27 protein-coding genes are annotated in these 23633 nt (G+C 67.7%); 15 read left to right on the top strand and 12 right to left on the bottom strand.

Translation table 11 applies throughout. From position 1 onward, the window contains the following. Positions 1-52 precede the first annotated feature (52 nt). The 3 genes from NS365_RS06525 to rplS form a co-directional block, all read right to left on the bottom strand. Complete coding sequence (locus tag NS365_RS06525) at positions 53-1111, bottom strand: bile acid:sodium symporter family protein (RefSeq protein WP_058599461.1); 1059 nt, start codon at positions 1109-1111, stop codon at positions 53-55. 72 nt (positions 1112-1183) lie between these two features. Beyond that, positions 1184-2002, bottom strand: a complete 819-nt coding sequence (locus NS365_RS06520; protein WP_058599460.1) for a class I SAM-dependent methyltransferase — start codon at positions 2000-2002, stop codon at positions 1184-1186. Positions 2003-2101: 99 nt separating this feature from the next. Then, positions 2102-2560 (bottom strand): 50S ribosomal protein L19, encoded by a 459-nt coding sequence (gene rplS, locus NS365_RS06515; RefSeq protein WP_058599459.1) that lies wholly within the window; start codon positions 2558-2560, stop codon positions 2102-2104. Positions 2561-2795: 235 nt separating this feature from the next. On the opposite strand from rplS, the gene NS365_RS06510 reads away from it, so the two are divergent. From NS365_RS06510 to NS365_RS06475, 8 genes are all read left to right on the top strand, one after another. Beyond that, the gene (locus tag NS365_RS06510) at positions 2796-3557 is read left to right on the top strand and encodes a sulfite exporter TauE/SafE family protein (protein ID WP_058599458.1); all 762 of its coding nucleotides are present in this window, start codon (positions 2796-2798) and stop codon (positions 3555-3557) included. 69 nt (positions 3558-3626) lie between these two features. Next, positions 3627-4001 (top strand): VOC family protein, encoded by a 375-nt coding sequence (locus NS365_RS06505; protein ID WP_058599457.1) that lies wholly within the window; start codon positions 3627-3629, stop codon positions 3999-4001. A 95-nt stretch (positions 4002-4096) separates the two neighbouring features. Beyond that, positions 4097-4990, top strand: a complete 894-nt coding sequence (dapF, locus tag NS365_RS06500; RefSeq protein ID WP_058599456.1) for a diaminopimelate epimerase — start codon at positions 4097-4099, stop codon at positions 4988-4990. Continuing rightward, positions 4987-6282 (top strand): tRNA (N(6)-L-threonylcarbamoyladenosine(37)-C(2))-methylthiotransferase MtaB, encoded by a 1296-nt coding sequence (mtaB, locus tag NS365_RS06495; protein WP_058599455.1) that lies wholly within the window; start codon positions 4987-4989, stop codon positions 6280-6282. The genes dapF and mtaB overlap by 4 nt, the downstream gene beginning before the upstream one ends. Positions 6283-6304: 22 nt before the next feature. Then, the gene (locus NS365_RS06490) at positions 6305-6580 is read left to right on the top strand and encodes a hypothetical protein (protein ID WP_058599454.1); all 276 of its coding nucleotides are present in this window, start codon (positions 6305-6307) and stop codon (positions 6578-6580) included. Positions 6581-6972: 392 nt separating this feature from the next. Next, on the top strand, positions 6973-8382 hold the full coding sequence (gene ftsY, locus NS365_RS06485; protein WP_430515414.1) for a signal recognition particle-docking protein FtsY: 1410 nt from the start codon (positions 6973-6975) through the stop codon (positions 8380-8382). A 91-nt stretch (positions 8383-8473) separates the two neighbouring features. Continuing rightward, entirely contained in the window at positions 8474-9130 is a 657-nt protein-coding gene (locus NS365_RS06480; RefSeq protein ID WP_058599452.1) for a septation protein A, read from the top strand. Between the two features lie 84 nt (positions 9131-9214). After that, positions 9215-10078 (top strand): tellurite resistance TerB family protein, encoded by an 864-nt coding sequence (locus NS365_RS06475; protein WP_082684478.1) that lies wholly within the window; start codon positions 9215-9217, stop codon positions 10076-10078. Positions 10079-10191: 113 nt separating this feature from the next. Here NS365_RS06475 and NS365_RS06470 read toward each other — a convergent pair whose 3' ends face one another. Further along, positions 10192-10797, bottom strand: coding sequence for an NUDIX hydrolase (locus NS365_RS06470; protein WP_244498385.1), 606 nt, complete (start codon positions 10795-10797; stop codon positions 10192-10194). Positions 10798-10877: 80 nt separating this feature from the next. On the opposite strand from NS365_RS06470, the gene NS365_RS06465 reads away from it, so the two are divergent. Further along, positions 10878-11261: a VOC family protein gene (locus tag NS365_RS06465; RefSeq protein ID WP_058599530.1), complete on the top strand. Its 384-nt coding sequence runs from the start codon at positions 10878-10880 to the stop codon at positions 11259-11261. A 49-nt stretch (positions 11262-11310) separates the two neighbouring features. On the opposite strand, the gene bla is transcribed toward NS365_RS06465, so the two are convergent. Both bla and NS365_RS06455 read right to left on the bottom strand, forming a co-directional pair. Continuing rightward, complete coding sequence (bla, locus tag NS365_RS06460; RefSeq protein ID WP_058599450.1) at positions 11311-12198, bottom strand: class A beta-lactamase; 888 nt, start codon at positions 12196-12198, stop codon at positions 11311-11313. A gap of 182 nt (positions 12199-12380) precedes the next feature. Further along, entirely contained in the window at positions 12381-12998 is a 618-nt protein-coding gene (locus NS365_RS06455; RefSeq protein ID WP_058599529.1) for a glutathione S-transferase family protein, read from the bottom strand. An 84-nt stretch (positions 12999-13082) separates the two neighbouring features. Between NS365_RS06455 and ybaK the strand changes: the two genes are divergently transcribed. The 3 genes from ybaK (at position 13083) to NS365_RS25185 (ending at position 15035) form a co-directional block, all read left to right on the top strand. Beyond that, entirely contained in the window at positions 13083-13556 is a 474-nt protein-coding gene (gene ybaK / locus NS365_RS06450; RefSeq protein WP_058599449.1) for a Cys-tRNA(Pro) deacylase, read from the top strand. 136 nt (positions 13557-13692) lie between these two features. Then, complete coding sequence (locus NS365_RS06445) at positions 13693-14913, top strand: MFS transporter (RefSeq protein ID WP_058599448.1); 1221 nt, start codon at positions 13693-13695, stop codon at positions 14911-14913. Then, entirely contained in the window at positions 14910-15035 is a 126-nt protein-coding gene (locus NS365_RS25185) for a hypothetical protein (protein ID WP_275477548.1), read from the top strand. The genes NS365_RS06445 and NS365_RS25185 overlap by 4 nt, the downstream gene beginning before the upstream one ends. Before the next feature lie 7 nt (positions 15036-15042). Here NS365_RS25185 and NS365_RS06440 read toward each other — a convergent pair whose 3' ends face one another. The 6 genes from NS365_RS06440 to ccmA all read right to left on the bottom strand — a co-directional run bounded on the left by NS365_RS06440 (position 15043) and on the right by ccmA (position 18494). Continuing rightward, positions 15043-15660 (bottom strand): DsbE family thiol:disulfide interchange protein, encoded by a 618-nt coding sequence (locus tag NS365_RS06440; protein ID WP_058599447.1) that lies wholly within the window; start codon positions 15658-15660, stop codon positions 15043-15045. Further along, the gene (ccmD, locus tag NS365_RS23500; protein WP_082684470.1) at positions 15657-15815 is read right to left on the bottom strand and encodes a heme exporter protein CcmD; all 159 of its coding nucleotides are present in this window, start codon (positions 15813-15815) and stop codon (positions 15657-15659) included. The genes NS365_RS06440 and ccmD overlap by 4 nt, the downstream gene beginning before the upstream one ends. Before the next feature lie 4 nt (positions 15816-15819). After that, positions 15820-16575: a heme ABC transporter permease gene (locus tag NS365_RS06435; protein WP_058599446.1), complete on the bottom strand. Its 756-nt coding sequence runs from the start codon at positions 16573-16575 to the stop codon at positions 15820-15822. Positions 16576-16705: 130 nt separating this feature from the next. Beyond that, positions 16706-17137, bottom strand: a complete 432-nt coding sequence (locus NS365_RS06430) for a GNAT family N-acetyltransferase (RefSeq protein ID WP_058599445.1) — start codon at positions 17135-17137, stop codon at positions 16706-16708. A gap of 8 nt (positions 17138-17145) precedes the next feature. Further along, positions 17146-17805, bottom strand: coding sequence for a heme exporter protein CcmB (gene ccmB, locus NS365_RS06425; protein ID WP_058599444.1), 660 nt, complete (start codon positions 17803-17805; stop codon positions 17146-17148). Continuing rightward, positions 17805-18494, bottom strand: a complete 690-nt coding sequence (gene ccmA, locus NS365_RS06420) for a heme ABC exporter ATP-binding protein CcmA (protein ID WP_058599443.1) — start codon at positions 18492-18494, stop codon at positions 17805-17807. Before ccmA ends, ccmB begins: the two co-directional genes overlap by 1 nt. Positions 18495-19053: 559 nt before the next feature. Between ccmA and acnA the strand changes: the two genes are divergently transcribed. From acnA to NS365_RS06405, 3 genes are all read left to right on the top strand, one after another. Further along, positions 19054-21807, top strand: coding sequence for an aconitate hydratase AcnA (gene acnA / locus NS365_RS06415; protein WP_058599442.1), 2754 nt, complete (start codon positions 19054-19056; stop codon positions 21805-21807). A 311-nt stretch (positions 21808-22118) separates the two neighbouring features. Next, on the top strand, positions 22119-22895 hold the full coding sequence (locus tag NS365_RS06410) for a DUF1223 domain-containing protein (protein WP_058599441.1): 777 nt from the start codon (positions 22119-22121) through the stop codon (positions 22893-22895). A 323-nt stretch (positions 22896-23218) separates the two neighbouring features. Then, on the top strand, positions 23219-23557 hold the full coding sequence (locus NS365_RS06405; RefSeq protein ID WP_244493385.1) for a DUF2794 domain-containing protein: 339 nt from the start codon (positions 23219-23221) through the stop codon (positions 23555-23557). Positions 23558-23633 lie beyond the last annotated feature (76 nt).

Genomic DNA, 23633 nt, shown 5'->3' with positions numbered 1-23633 from the left:
CTGCCAAGAACGAAGCGTTCGCGGCAGGGCTTTGAGAGAGAAAGCCTGTCTCTCAAGGATTGGTCGTGGCGGCCGCTTTGTCCACGCTGTCACGCTCCTCGGCGGCAGCCTCCGTAACGCTGGGCGTCGGCACGGCCTTGGTCTGCCGGGCATAGCGCTGCGCCAGCGCGGCGCAGGCGAAGAGCTGGATCTGGTGGAACAGCATCAGCGGCAGGACGACGAGCGCCATGGCATGGCCGGCGAACAGGATGCCCGCCATGGGAATGCCGGTCGCCATGCTCTTCTTGGAGCCGCAGAAGACGATGGCGATCTCGTCTTCGCGATTGAAGCCGAGCTTGCGGGCCGCGAGCGTCGTGACCGACAGCGAGACGGCAAGGATCGCGATATCGAACAGCACGACGATCGCGAGATCCTGCCAGTCGAGGCTCGACCAGACGCCGGCGACGACCCCCTCCGAAAAAGCGGCATAGACGACGAGAAGGATCGAGCCGCGATCCACCACGACCGTCACCGGCTTGTGGCGCGCCAGCCAGCCGCCGATCAGCGGCCGGACGATCTGGCCGGCGACGAAGGGCGCGAGGATCTGAAGCGCGATCTTTTCGATGGCGTCGAAGGAAAAGGCCCCGTCGCCGCTGCCGCTCGCCAGCAGAAGCACGAGAACGGGCGTGACGATGACGCCCAGCATGTTGGAGACCGAAGCGCTGGTCAGCGCCGCCGGCACGTTGCCGCCCGCGATCGAGGTGAAGGCGATGGAGGACTGCACCGTGGAGGGCAGAAGCGTGAGGTAGAGAAGACCGAGCGCCAGTTCGCCCGGGATGACGCGGTCCGCCAGCGGCGCGACGAGCAGCCCGACGATGGGAAACAGTGCGAAGGTCGAAAGAAACACGAGGCCTTGCAGACGCCAATGGAGGAGGCCCGCCCAGACGGCCTGCGGCGACAGGCGCGCGCCATACAGAAAGAACAGAAGCGCGATGGCGCCGTAGGTGATCCAGTCGAAGGCTTCCGCCACCTCGCCCCGCGCCGGCAGGACGGCAGCGATACCGACGGTCGCGATCAGCATCAGAAGGAAGCGATCGACGGGAATGGCCCGAAGGCGGCTGGTGAAACTCATGAGACGCGCATCCTCGTCGGTCTGCGGTGAGTGCGCCGGCCCGATGGAGGTCAGCCGGCGCTTGGGGGAAGATCAGAGCGGCTTGGTCGCTCCGATCGAAAAGCTCATGGGAAGGCGCGGCACGCCAGGCGGCAGGGAGAACAGATCGACGCCGGTCTCGATCATATCGGGAAAGGCGCGCCAGGCGATCTGATCGTGCTCGCGCAGAAAGTCGAGCCGCAGGCCCGCGCCGATCAGCGCGTTCACGATGTCGCTCAGCGCATGAATCCACTCGTAATTGCGCGTCTGCGTCAGTGGCCGGGCATCGCCCGTATAGGTCTGCGTCTCGTCGAAGACGAGCGGCTGGGCCGTGGGCGTGCGGTGGTCGTAGGTGAGGACCGGTTGCCCGTCGCGCCATTCGCACTGGTTGAGAACGGGGTGCCCTTCCAGAAGATAAAGCCGCCCGCCGGGGCGCAGAACATCGGCCACGACCTTGGCCCAGGCCGCGATCTCCGGCAGCCAGTTGATCGCGCCCCAGGTGACGAAGGCCAGATCATACTGCGCGCCGAGCGCCTCTGGCGCGTCATAGAGGGAGGCTTCGACGAAGCGGGCGTTCGTTCCCGCGCGCGCCGCGAAGTCCCGCGCGGCGGCCAGCGCGTCGGGCGAGAAGTCGAGCCCGGTGACGGACCGCGCGCCCAGATGCTTCAGCGACAGGGTGTCGAGCCCGATATGGCATTGCAGATGCACGACATCGAGCCCAGCCAGATCGCCGATCTCGCCGGCTTCGATCGCGTGAAGCGAGGAACCGCCGGAGAGAACCTGCGCGATCCGGTAGGAGCCGGTCGTGTCGCTGGCGTGGAGCCGCGCGCGCTCGTTCCAGTTGGCCAGATTGGCCGCGAAATGCTCGTCCATAACAGCCTCCGAGGTTCGAAGCGGCAAGATAGGCTCGAAACGCGAAAGGGCGGCTCGAAGGCCGCCCTTTCTCAAAACTCGATTCGGGAGCGGACCCGATTATTCGGCAGCGTTCTTGGCGGCCGTCTTCGCGGCTTCCTTCGCGGCGCGCTCTTCGGCGGCCACCGCGCGGGCATCGTCGTTCAGCTTGCGAGCGCGAACGTTGGTGGCCTCGACGATACGGGCCGACTTACCGCGACGGTCACGCAGGTAGTAGAGCTTGGCGCGACGAACGCGGCCACGGCGCACGACTTCGACCGACTCCAGCTGCGGGGAGTAGACCGGGAACACGCGCTCGACGCCTTCGCCGTAGGAGATCTTGCGGACGGTGAAGCTCTCTTGGAAGCCTGCGCCCGAACGCGCGATGCACACGCCTTCATAGGCCTGCACGCGGGTACGGGTGCCTTCCGTGACGCGCACGTTGACGCGCAGCGTGTCGCCCGGCGAGAAGGCCGGAAGCGTGCGGATAGCGGCGATGCGGGCGGCCTCTTGGGCGTCCAGTTCAGCGATGATATTCATGGCGATAGCCTCATCTTCGTTACATGCCGGTTGCCCGGTCATGGCCGTCGGAACGGTCAAGTTTTTCTGAGGAAAACGAGGCGGCCTATACACGCCATGCGCCCGCTTGTCGAGACGGGCGTCACCATTTTGTCGCGCGGCGCGCCTGGTCTCGCTTTGCGTTTCTTCGCCTCTTTCCGCGCCACATCGCCTTGCCTAAGTTCGCGCCACGTCCCGCCTGTTCAATCCGGTTGCCATGTCCCTTCTCGAAGCCGTGCTTCTCTTTCTGTCCGGCTTCTTCGCGGGCGCGATCAACGCGGTGGCGGGGGGCGGCACGTTCCTCACCTTCGGCGCCATGACACTCGGTGGCATCTCGCCCATCTCGGCCAATGCGACTTCCTCGATCGTCCAGTTTCCGGGCTATGTCACCTCGACGCTGGCCTATTGGAGCGACATCAAGCGCATGTGGCGCGGCGCGCTGGTTCTGGCGCTCGTCTCGGTGCTCGGGTCGCTCGGCGGCGCGATGATTCTTCTCTCGCTCGACAACCCACAGTTCCAGAGCATGGTCCCATGGCTGCTCGTCGCCGCCACCGCGCTGTTTGCCGCCGGCCCCTGGCTGACACCCAAGCGCGCCCATCAGGACGAGGCCAGCCGAGGCCGCAGCCTCGCGAGCCCCTTTCTCCAGTTCTTCACCGCCATCTATGGCGGGTTCTTCGGCGCGGGCATGGGCATCATGATGCTGGCGACGCTCGGCCTGACGGAGAGCGGCGACTACCACCGGCTGAACGCCTTGAAGAACATGCTGGCGACGGTGATCGCCATCGTCGCCATCGCCGTCTTCGTGTCGGGCGGCGTCGTGGCATGGCTTCATGCCGCGCTCATGGCGCCGGGCGTGGCGCTGGGCGGCTGGAGCGGCGTCTGGGCGGCGCGCCGCCTGCCGCAGGGCGTCGTTCGCGGCGTCGTGATCGCGGTGGGCCTCGCGCTCGCGGCCTATTACTTCCACCGCAATGCCGGCTGAAGACTGCTGACAGAAGCTGACACTCACGCCCCCTAAAGCTCGCCTCGTCACCCCAACGAGGACGAGCCCATGCTCACCGCATCCAACATCCTTCTCTATGTCACGGAGCCCGCCCGGAGCGCCGCTTTCTACCAGTCGATCCTCGGCCGTGCGCCGGTGGAGCAAAGCCCCGGCTTCGCCCTTCTGCCGCTCAGCGAGGGGATGATGCTCGGGCTCTGGAAGCGCGAGAGCGTCCAACCCGCTCCTGATGTGGCGCCCGGCGGCTGCGAGATCGGCTTCAAGCTGGCGGACGATGCGGCGGTGGATGCCACACATGCCGAATGGCAGGCCAAGGGCGCGCGGATCCCGCTGGCCCCCGTCGATCTCGAGTTCGGCCGCTCCTTCGTCGCGCTCGACCCGGACGGCCACCGCCTGCGCGTCTATGCGCTGCACGAGGAGATGTAAGCGCCGAACGCCCTGAAACAGCGGGGCGGGTAGCATTGCGGGGGCGTTCTTGCCATATAGGCGGGAATTCCGCCCCCGTTTCGGTTTCAAACGCCATGGCCCACGCGATTCCCTTTGCCCGCATGAACGGGCTCGGCAACGAGATTCTCGTGGCGGATCTGCGCGGCCAGACAAAGCGGATCACGCCGGACGCCGCCCGCGCGCTGGCGGCGCGGGCCGAGACGCATTTCGACCAGATCATGGCGATCCACGATCCCGTCACGCCGGGAACATCGGCCTATATCCGCATCATCAATTCGGACGGTTCGGAATCGGGCGCCTGCGGCAACGGCATGCGCTGCGTGGTGCAGGCGCTGGCGGCAGAGACGGGCGAGCGCGACTTCGTGTTCGAAACACGCGCGGGGCTGCTGGAAGCGCGTGAGCGCGAGGACGGGATGCTCACGGTGGACATGGGCAAGCCGCGCTTCGACTGGCAGGCCATTCCCCTCTCGGAAGAATTCGCCGACACGCGCGCCATCGAACTTCAGATCGGCCCGATCGACGCCCCGATTCTCCATTCGCCCTCGGTCGCCTCCATGGGCAATCCCCACGCGATCTTCTGGGTGTCGGAGGATGTCTGGTCCTATCAGCTCGATCGCTTCGGGCCGATCCTCGAACATCATCCGCTGTTTCCCGAGCGCGCCAATATCTCGCTCGCCCGCGTAACGTCGAAGGCAAGCCTCGACCTGCGCACTTGGGAGCGCGGCGTCGGCCTCACCAAGGCATGCGGCTCGGCCGCCTGCGCTGCCGCCGTCTGCGCCGCGCGCACCGGGCGCACCGGGCGCAGCGTCACCATCACCGTGCCCGCCGGCGGAGAGCTTCTGATCGAATGGCTGGATAACGACCACGTGCTGATGACCGGCCCGGCCGAGTGGGAATGGTCCGGCACGCTGGACCCCGAGACGGGCGCCTTTTCACGCGACGAGGCGGCCTTGGAGACCGCGTCATGAGCGGCGGGATCGAGGTCATTTCCTTCGGCTGCCGCCTCAACACGTTCGAGGCGGAAGTCATGAAGCGCGAGGCCGGCGCGGCCGGGCTCGGCGCGGATGGCCAGACCGCCATCATCATCAACACCTGCGCCGTCACGGCCGAGGCCGTGCGGCAGGCGCGCCAGAGCGTGCGCCGCGCCCGGCGCGACAATCCCAATGCTCGCATCGTCGTCACCGGCTGCGCCGCGCAGACGCAAGGCGCGACCTTCGCCGCCATGGCGGAAGTGGACGCCGTGATCGGCAACGAGGAAAAGCTACAAGCGGAGAGCTATCGCGCCCTGCCCGATTTCGGCGTCGCGGCGTCCGAGAAGATCCGCGTCAACGACATCATGAGCGTGCGCGAGACGGCGGGCCACATGGTGGACGCCATCGAGGGCCGCGCGCGCGCCATCGTGCAGGTGCAGAACGGCTGCGACCATCGCTGCACCTTCTGCATCATCCCCTATGGGCGAGGCAATTCGCGCTCCGTGCCCATGGGCGCGGCGGTGGAACAGGTGAAGCGCCTCGTCGGCAACGGCTATGGCGAAGTGGTGCTGTCGGGCGTCGACATGACGAGTTGGGGCGCGGACCTGCCGGGCAGCCCCCGCCTCGGCGCGCTGGTGCAAAGCCTCCTGCGCCATGTGCCCGATCTCCAGCGCCTACGCCTGTCCTCGATCGATTCGGTGGAAGCGGACGAAGCCCTGGTGGAGGCCATCGGCTCCGAGCCGCGCGTCATGCCCCATCTCCATCTGTCGCTCCAAGCCGGCGACAACATGATCCTGAAGCGCATGAAGCGCCGCCATGCGCGCGAGGATTCGATCCGCTTCTGCGCCGAGTTGCGCCAAGCCCGCCCCGACATCGTGTTCGGGGCCGATCTGATCGCCGGTTTCCCGACCGAGACCGACGAGATGTTCGAGAACACGCTCCGTCTCGTGGAGGATTGCGGCCTGACGCATCTTCACGTCTTCCCGTTTTCACCGCGCGAGGGAACGCCTGCCGCGCGCATGCCACAGCTTCCCAAAGCGGTGGGCAAGGAACGGGCCGCCCGGCTTCGCGCGAGCGGGGACGCGGCCTATCGCCAGCACCTCCAGCGCTCCGTCGGGCGCACGGCCAAGGTGCTGATCGAGCGCGAGGGGCTGGGTCGGACGGAAGACTTTACCGTGACCGAACTGCACAGCGGCCTCCCCGGCGAGATCGTGAACGCTACCATTACGGGCGAGACAGGCGAGCGCCTGCTCGCCGTCCCCTCCTCGGCTGCCCGCGCGGCGGCCTGACATTCGATCGGATCAGACCGCCATGGCCGAGAACAAGGGCTTTTTCCGCCGCCTCTTTTCCTTCGGAGCGAAGGAAGAGGACCGCACGCAGCACGAAGGCGGCCTTGCGCGCACGCAGGACACGACGGCCGCCCGGCCCGATTCCAGCGCGCCCGAGATTCACCAGCCCGCCGCCGCATCGACCGACACCGACACCGAGGCCGGGGCCTCCGTCCAGACGCCGGACGAAGGCGGCATCATCCCCCTGAAGAGCGGCGAAGACGCGGACGGCGTCGCGGCTGAAAAAAAAACTCCGTAATTGAGCCGGAGCCGGCGCAACCCGCGCCGGTTCATCTCGCCCCTGACGCGGGGATCGCGCCCGAACCGCGCGGCCCGCAGGTGGATGAGAGTTTCGAGCGCCCCTTCGCGCCCGCCGACGAGCCCGTCTCGCGGGCTCCGAACCCCTCGCCGGTGGACGCTTCCCCCGCAGAAGCCGTGCACGTCGAGCCCGCTCAAACTGTCTGGCCCGTCGAACAAGAGCGCGCGCCCGAATCGCGCGCGCCCCTGACGCAGGATTCCGTCGCACCCGCCACACCGCCGACCGACGCGCCCGTCGCATTGGCTCCCACGCCGACGCCGGTGGAAACCACCTTTGCCGCCCCTGTCGAACCTGAGCCCCGCGCTGAGGACAAGAGCGACGACCTCGCCTTCCTGGACGAGGCCCGCCCGTCCGAGGCCGAGCCGGAGGCCGACTTCTCCTGGCTGGACGCGCCGGAGCCGGCGGAGGACGAAGCGGACGATGCGCCTGCCTCCGACACGCCCCTCGCCCCGGCGGAAGCCGCGATCGTCGCGGGCGATGGCGGCAGTCTCGCCGAGGCGCGTCTGCCCGTCGATCCGGCCGAGCCGATCCATGATGCCGCGCCGGTCCTAGCTCCGGCCGCCGAAGACACGAGCGAGCGCGACGAGTTCGCCTGGCTCGACGCGCCGCTGCCGCCCGAGGAACCCAGCGAGACGGCGACGTCCTCCGCGCTCGGCTCCGACGCACCGGACCGCGCCGATGTCGCCCTGCCGGCGGCGGCGGGCGCCCTGCCCGGCCTCGTCGCGCCGCCGCTTTCCCCTCTGCGCCAGCCGACCGATGGCGAAGGCTGGGCGCTGCGCGAGCGCGAACGGGCCGAACAGACCGCGCCGGAGGTGCGAAAGCCCTTCTTCCAGCGCCTGCGCGAAGGTCTTGCACGCTCCTCCAACCAGTTGTCCGGCCAGATCACCGCGCTCTTTACCAAGCGCAAGCTGGACGAAGAAACGCTTCAGGAATTCGAGGACGTGCTGATCCAGGCCGATCTCGGCGTCGAGACGGCGATGCGCATTACGGATCGTCTGTCGGACGGGCGCTTCGGCAAGGAAATCTCGGGCGAGGCCGTGCGCCAGATCCTGGCCGACGAGGTGGAGCGCGCGCTGGCGCCTGTCGCCAAGCCCCTCGAACTCGACCTCGAAGTGAAGCCGCACGTTATTCTCGTGGTCGGCGTCAACGGCACGGGCAAGACCACGACCATCGGCAAGCTCGCCGCCAAGCTGACGCGCGGCGGCCTGCAGGTCACGCTGGGCGCGGGCGACACGTTCCGCGCCGCCGCCGTCGAGCAGTTGAAAATCTGGGGCGAGCGCACCGGCTCCACCGTCGTCGCCCGGCAGATCGGCGCCGATGCGGCGGGCCTCGCCTTCGAGGCCTATGACGAGGCGGTCGCCAACGGGTCGGACGTTCTCATCATCGACACCGCCGGCCGGCTCCAGAACCGCGCCGAGCTGATGGACGAGCTCGCCAAGATCGTGCGTGTTCTCCAGAAGCGCGACCCCGACTCGCCGCACACCGTGCTCCAGACGCTGGACGCGACGACGGGCCAGAACGCGCTCAATCAGGTCGAGATTTTCCGCAATGTGGCGGGCGTCAACGGCCTCGTCATGACCAAGCTCGATGGTACGGCGCGCGGCGGCATTCTGGTCGCCATCGCCGCCAAGCATAAGCTGCCGGTCTTCTTCGTGGGTGTCGGCGAAGGCGTGGACGATCTCGAGCCCTTCAAGGCGCGCGATTTCGCCGATGCCATCGCCGGCCGCGCCGGCACGGTTTGAAACTCGGCCGCGCTGAAACCGACCGAAGACCTCACCGCCTGAATTTCGCCGCCTCGCCGCCCGACACCATCCCCGAAAGGGAAACCCGTCCATGTCCTCCGATCCGATCATCGAAAAGGCCCCGAACACGCCGGGCCGGCGCGAGATGAACCCGCTCGTCAAGTTCGCGCTCGAACTCGGGCCGCTTGTCGTCTTCTTCTTCGCCAACAATCGGGGCGAGGCGATCGTCACGGCCTTCCCGTCGCTGGCCAAGCTCGGCGGCCCGCTCTTCGTGGCCACCGCCCTGTTCATGGCGGCGACCGTGGCGGCGCTCATTGCCTCCTGGGTGCTGGTGAGAACCCTGCCGATCATGCCGATCGTGTCCGGCGCGGTGGTGCTGATCTTCGGCTCGCTGACGCTCTGGCTGCAGGACGACGTCTTCATCAAGATGAAGCCGACCATCGTCAACGCGCTCTTCGCCGCCGTGTTGCTCGGGGGCCTCGCTTTCGGCAAGCCGCTGCTCGGCTATGTCTTCGATCAGGCCTTCAAGCTGGACAACGAGGGCTGGCGCAAGCTGACGCTGCGCTGGGGCCTGTTCTTCGTCTTCCTCGCCATCCTCAACGAGGTCGTCTGGCGCTGCTTCTCGACGGATTTCTGGGTGGCGTTCAAGGTTTGGGGCACCATGCCCATCACTATGATCTTCATGCTGATGCAGTTTCCGCTGCTCAAGCGCCATGCGCTGGAGCCGCTCTTCGACAAGAAACCGTGATCGCATCGCGAGGGCCGGCCGCTTGGCCGCGCGCCTCGCGCTCCCCAAATGCGCCTTCTGATCCCTGATCCGGAGGCCCTTGGAATGATCGACGCGCAGAAACTTCTCGACCAGTTCCTCGGCACGGGACGCGCCGCCGGCACGCGCAGTCCTTTCCCATCGGGCACCGGCCGCGCCTCCACCGGCGAAACGCTTCAGGACGGGCTCGGCAAGCTGCTCGGCGGCGCGCTCGGCGGGACCGGCGCGCGCTCAGGGGGCGGCATCGGCGATCTCGCCGCCAGCGTCCTGTCGGGCGGGCGCTCGGGCGGCGGCTCGCTCGCCGGCAAGGCCATCGGCGGCGCGCTGGCGGGCGGTCTCGTCTCGCAGCTTCTGCGCCGGGGCGGCGGGAAGAGCATGAAGGGTTTCGGCGGACAGGCCGTGAAGCTCGGCGGCCTCGCCCTGATCGCCGGTCTCGGCTACAAGGCCTGGACCAATTGGCAGGCGCAGAACCAGCCAAGTCTCGCGCCCTCGCAGCCCGGCCCGATCCGCCCCATCGCCGCCAGCGACATTCCCGAGGTGAGCGACCCGAACTTTCACCCCGCCGGCTCGGACGCCGAGCGCCGCGCCAAGCTTCTCCTGTCAGCAATGATCGCGGCGGCCAAGGCGGACGGCACGCTCGATGCCAACGAGGAGCGCCGCATCTTCGGGCGGATCGAGGATCTCGATCTCGACGCCGAGGAAAAGGGCCTGCTGATGGACGAAATCCGCCGTCCGCTCTCGGTGGACGAGCTGGTGCGCCATGCGACGACGCAGGAGGTGGCGGTCGAACTCTACACCGCGTCGCTCCTCGCCATCGACCCGGACCAGCCGGCCGAGCGCGCCTATCTCGACCTTCTCGCCGCCCGTCTTCAGCTGCCGTCCGAACTCGTTTCGGAAATTCGTCGCACGACGGACGAGGCGCGGGACTGATCGGATTCGGTCTTCTTTAACGTTTCACGTGAAACAGCGCCGAGCCGTCTCCGGCAACTCGGCGCCGCCTCAATTGAAAAACCGGGCGGATCGGCCCGAAAGTTTGCGCCCCGCTACAGCGCGTCCTCGCCCACCGGCGTTCCATCCGGCAGGCGGTCTCCTGCCTCGCCGGCTGGATTGCCGAAAGGCACCGGCGGCGCGCCCGCTTCCGCCTCCGCATCATGGCGCAGCGCCCAATGGACTGTGGGAAAGGCGAGGTCGTCCCACGGGATGTCGTCCGGGTGCACTAGCTTGACCTCCAGACTTTCCGGGCCGGCCAGGATGGCGGGGTCGAGGAGGCGCGCGCGGTAGATCAGTTGCACCTGGCTGATGCGGGGCACGGAATAGACCGCCAGAAGCCGCGAAATGTCGATCCGCGCCCCGGCCTCCTCGAGAGCCTCGCGCGCCGCGCCGGCATCGGGCGTCTCGTTCAGTTCGAGATAGCCGGCCGGAATCGTCCAGCGCCCTCGCCCCGGTTCTATGCCGCGGCGGCACAGGAGGATGCGATCTTCGAACCGCACGACCGAGCCGACGACAATCTTCGGGTTCTCATAGGCGACGAAGCCGCAATGATCGCAGACGCGCCGCGCGAGAGCATCGTCCTCGGGAATGCGAAGGGAGAAGGCAGGGGTAAGATCACTCATGCGAGGCAAGATGGAGGCCATCGCGCATTTGGCCATGGCCTTCCCTTAGGTCAGGCTCGGCACCAGTTCGCCCTTTTACGCTTCGGCTCTGGTCCAACGGAGCCCCAACCATGGCGATGCATCCCTATGTCACGATCGGCGCGTCGCCGGTCGAGCCGTCCTCTGCCTTTTACGATGCGGTTCTGGCGGCGATCGGCTGGAGCAGCCATGCGAGCTTCGCGGGCGGGCGCGGCTACTCTCGAGGCGGCACGGGCGAAGGCTTTTCGGCCTGGGTCTTGAAACCCTTCGACGGCGCGCCGGCCAGCGCCGGAAACGGCGCGATGGTCGGCTTTCCCGCCGCCTCGCAAGCCGAAGTGGACGCCTTCTACGCCGCTGGAATGGCGCAGGTCGGCACGGACGAAGGCGCGCCGGGCCTGCGCCCGCAATATGGGCCGGACTGGTACGCCGCCTATCTGCGCGATCCCTGCGGCAACAAGATCGCCGTGGTCTTCAACGGCTAAGGCCGGTTTACGGGCGGCTTTGGGGCTGCCCCGAAGCCGCCCGCGGTCTTCAGCGAAGCATGGCGAGCGCGCGGCCGATCTCGGCGAAGGCCGCGTTGCGCTCGTCGAAACTGGCCTTCGTTTCCGTCAGATACAGGCTGATCAGGATCGGCTTTCCTGCGGGCGGCCAGATCACCGCGACATCGTTCATCGTCCCGAAATCGCCACCGCCCGTCTTGTCCCCGACGCGCCAGTCTTTCGGCAGGCCCGCGCGCAGCTTGGCGTCGCCCGTCCGGTTCGCGACCATCCAGTCCGCCAGCTGGCGGCGCGAGTCCGGTTTCAGCGCCTTGCCGAAGAGAAGCGCGTGGAGCGTCTTTGTCATGGCCGCCGGGCTGGTCGTGTCCCTGGGGTCGCCAGGCTTCGCCTCGTTCAGCGCGGTTTCGCGCCGGTCGAGCCGGAAGCTCTCGTCGCCGAAGCCGCGCGCCGTCCGGGTCACGCCCTCCGGCCCGCCCAGAAGGTCGATCAGCACATTGCCGGCCGTGTTGTCGCTCTGCGTCAGCGCCGCCTCGGCGATGGAACTGAGCGTCATGCCTTCGCCGCCGACATGCTTTTCGGTCTCGGGCGAATAGGTCACGAGATCGGATTTTGCGATCACCACACGTCGCGACAGGTTTTCCTGGCCGGCATCCACGCGAGCCAGGAGGCCGGCGGCGGCCACGAGCTTGAAGGTCGAGCACAGCGGAAAGCGCTCGTCCGCGCGCCGCGCCCAGCGCCGATCCGTTTCCATGTCCCAGACGAAGGCACCGAGCCGGGCCGAGAAGCGGCTTTCGATCTCGGCCCAGAGCGCGTCCAAATCCGCTTCGGCGCGGGCGGGCCTGGAGGTCAGGCCGGTAAGTCCAAGCGCCAACCCTGCGCCGGCGAGAGCGGCAAAGCGGCGGCGGGTCAGGGCGTGAGACATGGCGCGAGGCTCCGGTTCATACCTCAGCGCTTGGGAGCGCGAGGAAAAATGGCGGGTGGTCTCGATTCACAAGATCGTTCGCCCGCCTTATGGACGCCAGCCTCTTGCGACGGCTTGCCCCTTCGCCGCAAGCCCCGGCTGGGCGAAGGAGCGGGAAATCTCTCGATCGAAGCGGTTCGCTCTCAGGAAATCCCGGTCATGACGCCCGTGCGAAAAGCCGGCCGGGCCGCGATCCGTTCGTACCAGGCTTCGAGCGCTGGAAGGCTGGGACGCTCGATCGGGAGCGAAAACCAGGCATAAGCGATGCAGCCGAGCGGGATGTCGCCGATGCCGAAATCGGGGCCGGACAGGTAGGGCGAGCCTTGCAGGGCCGCGTCGGCTCGGCGCATCAACTCCGCGCACTGGTGCGCCCCTCGCTCCATCGCGGCGTCGTCCCGCTGATCGGGCGCGACGCGAACGAGGTTCCAGAACAGATCGCGGAAGGGACCGGAGAAGGAGAGCGAGGTCCAGTCCATCCATTTGTCGGCGACGGCAAAGGCGCGCGGGTCGCCGGGCGCGAAGGGCGCGGCTCCGTATTGGCGGGCGAGATAGCGCACGATCGCGTTGGATTCCCAGAGAACCAGCCCCTCATCCTCCAAGCAGGGCACGAGGCCGTTGGGGTTCAGGGCAAGATAGGCCGGGGACTGGACCTGCCCGAACGCGCCGCCCGCTGGAATGTGCTCGTAAGCGAGCCCGAGTTCCGCCGCGCACCAGAGAACCTTGCGGACATTGGTGGAATTGTTGCGACCCCAGATTTTCATGGCGAACCCCGTTTCGTTTTGCGCCCGGAAGGCATAGGCCGAACGGGCGACACGCCGAACCATCTCCACGAATGAGGCCGAGCTTTGTCCAAGTCGACACGCGCCACGCTGGCCCTGACGCAAGCGGGCATCGCCTTCACCACGCAAGAATACGCCTACGACCCGCACGCCCAGCATATCGGATTGCAGGCGGCCGAAGCGATCGGCGTTTCGCCCGATCTCGTCCTGAAGACCCTGATGACGCTGGTGGACGGCAAGCCGGTCTGCGTGGTCGTGCCTTCCGACCGGGAGGTTTCGATGAAGCGCCTCGCCAGCGCCGTGGGCGGCAAGTCGGCGCAGATGATGCCGCCTGCCGAGGCCGAGCGGACAACGGGCTATGTGGTCGGCGGCATCAGCCCCTTCGGCCAGAAGAAGCGGGTGCCGGTGGTGATTGAAGAGCAGGCGCTGCGGCACGCACAGGTCTTCGTCAATGGCGGCCAGCGCGGCTTGCAGATCCATCTCGCCCCGCAGGCGATCTGCGATGTGCTCGGCGCCAAGGCTGCCCCCCTGATCGCCTGAGCGTGGCCGGTCGAGGCGCGTACCGATCAGACAGATAGCTGGCCGCACCGAATTCGAAAGCTCGACTGACGAATCAGGGCTCGGCAGCGCACGGCATTTGCGCTACGCCTGTCAGACACCTGTTCGCGAGCCGCAGATGACCCCAGCCCCCGCCTCCCTTCGCAATCCCTGGATCGCGCTTCTCTGCGGGGCGACGATCGTCACCATCGCCATGGGTCTGCGGCAGGGCTTCGGCCTTCTGCTCCGGCCCGTCGAGTTGGAGATCGGCGTCGGGCGCGAGGCGTTCGGCCTCGCCATCGCGCTGCAGAATCTCGTTCTGGGCCTCGGCCAGCCCTTTGTCGGCGCGCTGGCCGATCGGCACGGCGCGGGGCGCGTCGCGGCCGTCGGCGGGCTTCTCTATGCGCTGGGTCTCGTTCTGGCTTCCACGGCGGCGAGCGCCCTGGCGCTCGACCTGTCGCTCGGCGTTCTCGTCGGCTTTGCCATGACGGGCGTCACGTTCGTGGTCGTGCTCGGCGCGGTCGGGCGCTTCGTGCCGGCCGAGCGGCGCGGCATGGCCTTCGGCATCGTGACGGCGGGCGGCTCGGTCGGGCAATTCCTTCTGGTGCCGGTCACGCAGATGGCCGTCGAGGCTTTCGGCTGGCGCGGTGCGCTTCTCTTCGGCGCGGCCCTCGCCTCGCTCATGGTGTTTCTGGCGATCGGCATTGCCGGGCGGCCTCAGGCGGCTCCCAGCGCGGGCGCGGCCCAGAGCGAAAGCCTCGGCGCGGCCCTGCGGCTTGCCGCGCGCCATCCCGGCTATTGGCTCCTGAATGTCGGCTTCTTCGTTTGCGGCTTTCACGTCGCCTTCGTCGCGACGCATCTGCCGGCCTTTCTGGCCGATCAGGCGATCGACCCATCGGTCGGCGCGCGGGCGCTGGCGCTGATCGGCCTGTTCAACATTCTCGGCTCCTATGTCTTCGGCCTTTCGGCCGACCGGCTGCGCAAGAAATATGTGCTGGCGGCGCTCTATTTCGGCCGCGCCGTGGTGATCGCGCTGTTTCTCGCGGTGCCCTTCACGCCGCTTTCGGTCACGATCTTCGCCTGCGCCATGGGCTTTCTCTGGCTCGGCACGGTGCCACTGACGAGCGGGCTTGTCGGCCAGATCTTCGGCGTGCGCTACCTTTCGACCCTGTTCGGCATCGTCTTCATGAGCCACCAGATCGGCGCGTTTTTCGGGGCCTGGGGCGCGGGCCTCGTCTTCGCCTGGACGGGAAGCTACGACGCAGCCTGGACGATCTCGATCGCCTTGGCGCTTCTGGCGGGCGTGGCCAATCTGCCGATCCGCGATGCGAAGCTCACTCCGGCGGGCGCGCCGGCATGAAGGCGCGGGCCGAGTTTCTGTTTCCCGCCGGGCTGGCGCTCCTGTCCGGCGTCGGCGCTCTGCTTTGGCTCAGCGAGGGGCCGCGCCTGGTGGGGCTGATGCTGTTCGGCTTCTGCCTTTAGTGCCCGTTCAGGGCGCGGGTGAGCCTGACTTGGCGAGCGCGGGTAACAGCCCCTCACGGATGGCTTTGACGTCGAGCGGGCCGGTCTGCTTCCAGAGAATGCGCCCGTCACCGGTCACGAGAAAGGTTTCCGGCACGCCATAGACGCCCCAGTCGATCGCTGCCGTGCCGCGCTCGTCCGTGCCGACGCGGGCGTAAGGGTTGCCGAGCGAGGTGAGGAAGCCGAGCGCCTGATCCGGCTTGTCCTTGTAGTTCAGCCCCTCGATGCGCAGGCCGGAGTTACGCACCGCCGGGTCGCTCGCCAGCGCCATGAGCAGCGGATGCTCCTGCCGGCAGGGGCCGCACCAGGAAGCGAAGACATTGACGAGGCGCGGCGCGCCGTCGCCCTCCGGCGAAACGGCGAGGCCCGGCACGGGCGCACCATCGGCCCCCTGTAGGCCGGCCAGCGGCGGCAGGCTGGTGGCGGGAGCCTTCTGGCCGATCAGCGCGGAAGGAAGCTGGCTCGGATCATGGCCAGAGACGAGCTGTGTCAGGAACAGCGCGGCGAGCCCGCCGAAGACGAGAAGCGGCAGGGCGACGAGAAACGGCCGACGGCGGCGCGGTGGGGTGGCGGACATCTCGCTCATGGCAGCTTGCGCCGCGCCCCGCGCTCGCTCTCCAGCGCCTTCAGGCGGCGCGAGACCGAGCGCGCGTCGAGAAAGGTCCAGAGTCCCAAGGCGCCGAGCGCGAAAGCCGCCATGCCATAGGCGGCGGCGATGAAGCCGAAATAGCTGGATTGCATGATGTCAGCCCTCCGCCAGACCCATCCGGCGTCGCTCCATGTTGCGCAGGCGACGACGGCGAATTTCCGTACGCATGGCGGTGAGATGCAGCGCGAAGAAGAGCGTGGTGAAACCGGCGGCCGAGATCAAGAGAGGGTAGAGATAGGCATCGTCCAGCGTCGAGCCGCCCAGGCGCAGGACGCTGGCCGGCTGGTGCAGCGTGGACCACCAGTCCACCGAGAACTTGATCACCGGGATCAGGAGAAAGCCGACCAGGACGAAGACCGAGGCCATGCGCCCGGCCCGCTGCGGCTCCTCGAAGGCCCGCGTCAGCGCGATCAGCCCGAGATACATCAGGAAGAGCACGAAAACGGAGGTCAGCCGCGCGTCCCAGACCCACCACGTGCCCCACATGGGCCGGCCCCAGACCGAGCCGGTGAAGAGACACAGAAACGTGAACACCGCGCCGATGGGCGCGGCGGCGCGGATCGAGACTTCCGCGATCGGATGGCGCCAGACGAGAAGGCCGAGCGCGGAGGCCGACATGACCGTCCAGCCCATCATCGCGATCCAGGCGAAGGGCACATGGATGAAGAGGATGCGAACCGTCGCGCCCTGCTGATAGTCTTCCGGGGCGGCGAGGCCGAGGCCGAGGCCAACCGCCAGAAGCGCCAGCGCCAGCGCATAGAGCCAGGGCTGGAGACGGCCCGACAGGTCCAGAAACCGCGTCGGGTTGGCCAGAAGCGCAAAGCGCGAGGGACGGGCGGCGAGATCGCTCATGCCGCCGTTCTAGAGCATTTCCAGCCGAAGCGGAATTGGCTGGGCGTCGCACGAGGCGCGGACGAATTGACGAAACGGCTCATGGACGGCGACCCGCCGCAGCCATCGCATGGCTGAGCGCGACCAGCCGTCAGCCTCGCCGGATCATCAGCGCCATGCCGATCGCCTCCGGCATGACGGGCTCGAAGCCGAACTGGGCATAGAGATGGCGGGCATCGCCACCGGCAGTCAGACTGACTCGCGCGCTGTCGGGCGCGGTCTCGCGCAGCCAATCCACCAGCGCGGCGAAGATCGCCTTGCCGATCCCCTGCCCCTGGTGGGCAGGCTCCACCGCCATGTCCACGATCTGAAAGAAGGCCCCGCCATCGCCCACGACGCGGCCCATGGCGACGGTGCGTCCCTCGAAGCGCGCAATCACGGCATGGAGCGTGTTCGGCAAGCCGCGCCGGGCGGCTTCCTCGCTCTTGGGGCTGAGACCAGAGACGGCGCGCAGGCGGCGATAGCTTTCGCTGTCGGGCGTCTCGACGTGGAAGGAATAGAGCGCGGGGTCGAAGCGGGGCATGGAACGTCTCAATCGCTGGATTGGCGAAGCGCGAGCGCGGCGGCGAAGGGGCCGAGGACGCCGTACAGCAGTGTCAGCGCCAGAAGGATCAGGAAGGGCGCGCGAAAGGGGGCGAGATCGTTCACAGCCCCGCTGGTGGCAGCGACGCCGAAGATGAGAATCGGGATCGCGAGCGGCAGGGTCAGCACCGAGACGAGAACGCCCCCGCGTGGCAGGCCAGCGGCCACCGCCGCGCCGACCGCGCCGATCAAGACGAGTGCCGGCGTGCCGACCAGCAGCGTCAGCGCGCTCGCCCCCAGCGCCAGCGGCTCCAGCGCCAGAAGGAGGCCCAGCAGCGGCGCGGCGAGAACCAGCGGCAGGCAGCTCGCGACCCAGAGCGCGGCACATTTGGCGAGCACCACGAGCGGCAGCGGCAAGGGGCCGGTGAGGAGCAGGTCGAGCGTGCCGTCGTCCCGGTCGGCCTGAAACAAGCGGTCGAGCGACAGGAGCGTGGAAAGCAGCGCGCCGATCCACAGAAAGGCCGGGCCGATGCGCGAGAGAAGCTGGAGGTCCGGGCCGACTCCGAAGGGGATGACGGCGACGACAGCCAGAAAGAACACGACGCCCGGCGCGCCGCCGCCCGAGCCGGACAGGAGCAGCGCGAGATCGCGCCGAAACAGAGCCAGCATCAGCCGATCGCCTCCCAGCCCTCGTCCTCGCCCGATTCGGCGAGCGCCAGGCCTGCCGGCTGCGGCTCCAGAACAAGCGTGCGGGCGGCGGGCCCGAGATCGACAGGCTGGTGCGTGGCCGCGAGAATCATGCCCCCGCTTGAGAGATGGTGCCGGCAAAGCGCGGCGAAGCGCGCCTGCGTCGCGGCGTCCAGCGCATTGGTCGGCTCGTCCAGAAGCCAGAGCGGGCGGGGGGCGACCAGAAGCCGGGCGAGCGCCGCGCGCCGCGCCTGCCCCGCCGAAAGATCGGAGCAGCGCAGCCGGGCCACGCCCTCCGGCAGGCCGAGCGCACCCAGCGCGGCTTCGGGCGAGAGGCCGCCCGCGCCTCCTAGAAAGCGTGCCCAGAAGGCGAGTTCCGCCCCAACGCGGCGCGCGCCCTTCAGCGCGTTGCGATGGCCGATATAGTGGGCGATGTCGGCGAGGCTTCGGGCCGGCTCGCCGTCGGCAGCGGGCAAGCCCTCGACGCGAACGCCTCCGGCGAGCGGCGGCAGAAGGCCGGCCAGCGTGCGCAGCAGGGTCGATTTGCCCGCGCCGTTCTCGCCCGTCACCAGTACGGCCTCGCCGGCCGATAGAGCCAGATCGAGCGGCGGCACGACCAGCCGCCCGCCCCGGCCGCAAGCCAGCCCTCTGATCACGAGCCTGCCCGCCACGCCGGAACCACTCCTCAACTTTGGAGCGCTATAAGGGCTCCAATCCCAAGGCTTCGTTGTGGAGAGGCGGGACCCGAAAGGCAAGCGGCAAGGCGGAGCGAGCGACGTCCCGAAGGTCTGACAGAACCTCAGGGTGGAACACTGGCGAATCTCTCGCCGCAGCGACGCGCCGAATGTCACCCATGCCACCGGCATGGGACGAGCATCGGCGAGACGGCGCGGTGAGAGAGGCCCGGTACACCGCCCCCTTGAGGCTCCGTCAGGCTGTCCAGGCAAGGCGAATGAAGATGGCGTGAGGCAGGAGCGCTCCCCCGAATGGGTGCGCGCGAATGCGAGAAGGCCCTTTATAGCAATTACAAACTTGCCTATAAGGCGCTCACCCACTCCAGCGACCGGCGTGGATCACATAGCGCCGATCTCACGTGCCCCGCCTCCCCGGCGAGGACTGAGGCGGACGGGCGGAAATGGTCGCACCCGCATTTTCCAAGGCGCGCTTCGCCGCGTGCCGCGGTCGTTCGCCTTTCGGACATTTTTTGGTTCGAGAAGGAACGAGAACCCTATGTCCCACCCCGATAGCTTCAAAAGCCGCAAGACCCTGACGGTCGACGGGAAGCCCTATGTCTATTTCGACCTGAAAGAGGCCGAAAAGAACGGCCTGTCGGGCGCTTCGCGCCTGCCCTACTCGATGAAGGTCATTCTCGAGAACCTCCTGCGCAACGAAGACGGCCGCACGGTTCTGGCCGACGACATCCGCGCCGTGGTCAACTGGCTGAACGACAAGGGCTCGGCCGGTCACGAGATCGCCTATCGCCCGGCCCGCGTCCTGATGCAGGACTTCACGGGCGTTCCGGCCGTCGTCGATCTCGCCGCCATGCGCGATGCGACCGCCAATCTCGGCGCCGACCCCCAGAAGATCAATCCGCTCGTCCCCGTCGATCTCGTGATCGACCACTCGGTGATGGTGGACTATTTCGGCCAGCCCGATTCGTTCGAGAAGAACGTCGAGGTCGAGTACGACCGCAACGGTGAGCGGTACACCTTCCTGCGTTGGGGCTCGGGCGCCTTCCAGAATTTCCGCGTCGTGCCTCCCGGCACCGGCATCTGCCATCAGGTGAACCTCGAATATCTGGCCCAGACCGTCTGGACCAAGGACGAGAACGGCGAGACGATCGCCTATCCCGACACGCTGGTCGGCACCGACTCGCACACCACGATGGTCAACGGTCTCGCGGTTCTGGGCTGGGGCGTCGGCGGCATCGAGGCGGAAGCGGCCATGCTCGGCCAGCCGATCTCCATGCTGATCCCCGAGGTCATCGGCTTCCGCATCGACGGCAAGCTGCCCGAGGGCACGACCGCGACCGATCTCGTGCTCACCGTCACCGAGATGCTGCGCAAGAAGGGCGTCGTCGGCAAGTTCGTGGAATTCTACGGACCGGGCCTCGCCAACCTCACACTGGAAGACCAGGCGACCATCGCCAACATGGCCCCGGAATACGGCGCGACCTGCGGCTTCTTCCCGGTCGACAAGGACACGATCGCCTATCTGGAAGCGACCGGCCGCGACAAGCACCGCATCGCGCTGGTCGAAGCCTATGCCAAGGCGCAGGGCATGTATTTCGACGCCTCGTCGGAAGAGCCCGTCTTCACCGACACGCTGTCGCTCGACCTTTCCACCGTCGTTCCCTCGCTCGCCGGCCCCAAGCGCCCGCAGGACCGCGTCGCCCTCACCGAGGCCGCGCCGAAGTTCCGCACCGCGCTCGCCGAACTTCAGGGCGGCCGCAAGAAGAACGAGCTGCCGGCATCCACCGGTGACTCGCGCTTCATGGACGAAGGCGCGACGGCCCCCGGCCAGACGCCCGAGACCGCTCGCCACGCCGTCGAAGGCGCGGACCATGGCATCGCCGACGGCGACGTCGTGATCGCGGCCATCACCTCCTGCACCAACACGTCGAACCCGAACGTGCTGGTCGCCGCCGGCCTCGTCGCCCGCAAGGCGCACGCGCTCGGCCTCAAGGTGAAGCCCTGGGTGAAGACCTCGCTGGCCCCCGGCTCTCAGGTCGTCACCGAATATCTCGAAAAGGCCGGTCTCCAGACCGATCTCGACGCGATGGGCTTCAACCTCGTCGGCTATGGCTGCACGACCTGCATCGGCAATTCCGGCCCGCTTCCCGAAGCGATCTCGGAAGCCATCAACAAGAACGACCTCGTGGCCTGCTCGGTGCTCTCGGGCAACCGCAACTTCGAAGGCCGCGTGAACCCGGACGTGCGCGCGAACTATCTCGCCTCGCCCCCGCTCGTCGTCGCCTACGCCATTGCCGGTTCGATGTTCGTGGACATCACCAAGGACCCGCTCGGCCAGGACCAGAACGGCAAGGACGTCTTCCTCAAGGACATCTGGCCGACCACGCAGGAAGTCTCCGAGATCGTCCGCAAGACGGTCACGCGCGACCTGTTCGAGAGCCGCTATTCGGACGTCTTCAAGGGCGACCCGAACTGGCAGAAGATCGACGTCTCGGGCGGCCTCACCTACGAGTGGGACGACCGTTCGACCTATGTGCAGAACCCGCCCTATTTCGAGGGCATGTCGATGACGCCCAAGCCCGTCACCGACATCAAGGGCGCGCGCATCCTCTCGCTCTTCCTCGACTCGATCACGACCGACCACATCTCGCCGGCCGGTTCGATCAAGAAGAACGGCCCGGCGGGCGAGTATCTCGTCTCGCACCAGGTGCGCCCGGTGGACTTCAACTCCTACGGCGCGCGTCGCGGCAACCACGAAGTCATGATGCGCGGCACCTTCGCCAATATCCGCATCAAGAACCAGATGGTTCCGGGCGTGGAAGGCGGCATCACCAAGCACTTCCCCTCCGGTGAGCAGCTGGCGATCTACGACGCGGCGATGAAGTACCAGCAGGAAGAGGTTCCGCTGGTGATCTTCGCCGGCAAGGAATACGGCACCGGCTCCTCGCGCGACTGGGCGGCCAAGGGCACCGTGCTTCTGGGCGTTCGCGCCGTTATCGCGCAGAGCTTCGAGCGCATCCACCGCTCCAACCTGGTGGGCATGGGCGTCGTGCCCTTCGTCTTCCAGGAAGGCACGAGCTGGCAGTCGCTCGGCCTCACGGGCGAGGAAACGGTGACGATCGAAGGCCTGACCGAGGTCAAGCCGCGCCAGACCATGGACGCCACGATCACCCGCGCCAATGGCGAAGTGGTCAAGGTTCCCCTGCTCTGCCGCATCGATACGCTGGACGAGCTGGAATACTTCAAGAACGGCGGCATCCTGCACTACGTGCTGCGCCAGCTGGCGGCCTAAGGCCTCACCCGCCGAAGCCTCCGCGCTTCGGCGGTGCCCTCTCTTGAGGGCTGGACATGGGTCTTGAGGGCGAACGCCAGTTCGGCCCGAAGGCTCGAGCCGTTCACACGATCTCGCGAGCCAACCCTCGGGCTGTTTCGCTTGGCTTTCGCGCCGCCGCCCTCCTCGCAAGGGCGGCGGCGTTTTCATGTGCCTCGCCTCGCGCCCGGCTCACCCTCAATTGAACGGCGCAAGGCTCGCCTTCCGTGGGGTTATCCCGCCATGGTCCCATCTCTCTTCGGGCCATCCCGGAGCCAAGGAGATGCCGATCCATGAGCCCGCCGACCCTGTTCGTCCTGCTCCTTGCCGCTGTCCTGCCGCTCGGCCTCGCCCATGCCGACGAGAGCAGCGACGAAGCGTCGAGCCAGAATGTGCGCGGCATCGTGGAGCTTTTCACGAGCCAGGGATGCAGCGAATGCGTGAAGGCCGACGCGGTTCTGGCGGAACTCGCCGCGCGGCCCGATGTGGTCGCCCTCGCCTATCACGTGGACTACTGGGACTATATCGGCTGGGAAGACCCGCTCGGCTCGCGCCGCAATGCCGAGCGCCAGAAGAGCTATTCCAAGGCGCTGCGGCTCGGCGGGCTGACGACGCCCCAGGCCATCGTCAACGGCAAGGCGGTGGTGGCCGGCTTCGATGCGGCGGCGATCGAGGCTGCGACGGCCAAGGCTCCGCTGGCCGGCGCGGACGGCTCGCCCCGCATCGAGATGCGCCTTCGGGGCGAGACCCTGCACCTACGCGTCGAAGCCGGCGCGCTGCCGGAGGGCGCGAGGCCCCCGGCGCTGATTCTGGCGACCTATGCCAAGACCACGCGCACCGAGGTCGCGCGCGGCGAAAACGAGGGACGCCAACTCCTGAACACTCATGCGGTGCGCGACTGGCGCGCGGTCGGCCTGCTCGGAGCCGACGGCCGGCTCGCGGTGGATATGCCGCTCGGCCTCATCGCCGACCCCGACACGCAGCCGGGCGGCTGCGTCGCGCTGCTCCAGGCGATGGACCGGGACGACCGGCCGGGGCCGATTCTGGCAGCGGCGGCCCTGCCCTTCTGAGCGTCTGCCGAGCGATCAAACCGCGACGGGTGGGCGTGGGATGTTCCGCTGTCGCGGGACGCCCCAGGGGGACGGCGACAGCGGCTGACAAAGAAGGCGCAGCAGCCTCGGACGATTGGTCCGACTCTGTATCCCGACCCGCTCCCGAGCGCAGCGGCTCAGCCGATACGCTGCCCCGAGGCTTGAGCCATCAGCCTGTCCGGTTGCAACGCCCTTCGCGCGGTCCCATTTCCATGACAGGATGATGAAGGGCTCGCCGCGCCCTGCGGCGTTCCCCGGAGGGATTGCGATTGACCGAACCCACGACCGAACGCTCCGCCTCGCTGATCCACCTCTCGGAGGTGCGCGCTGCCAACGCCCTGCCCGTCGTCAGTTTCGATCGGCATGAACTCGGCGAAATCCTTCGAATCTACGGGCGCATGGTGGCGGCGGGCGAATGGCGCGATTACGCCATCGACACGCTCAAGGACCGGGCCGTGTTCTCCATCTTCCGGCGCAGTTCCGAAATGCCGCTGTTTCGCATCGAGAAGGAGCCGCGACTGGCGCGCCGCCAGGGGGCCTATAGCGTCCACGCCGCAGGCGGGCTGGTGATGAAGCGCGGGCAGGATCTGCCGCAGGTGCTGCGCGTGTTCGACAAGTCGCTGAAGCTGGCGGACACCTGACCGGGACGTTCTGGCACTCAGATTAGTCCTACATACCCACGAACGGCCGCCCGAGGCGGCGACCGTGCATCTCATG

Source organism: Aureimonas ureilytica, from assembly GCF_001475935.1.
Lineage (GTDB): Bacteria > Pseudomonadota > Alphaproteobacteria > Rhizobiales > Rhizobiaceae > Aureimonas > Aureimonas ureilytica_A.
The sequence above is the reverse complement of the archived record's forward strand: the minus strand, read 5'-3'. Positions and strand labels throughout refer to the sequence as shown.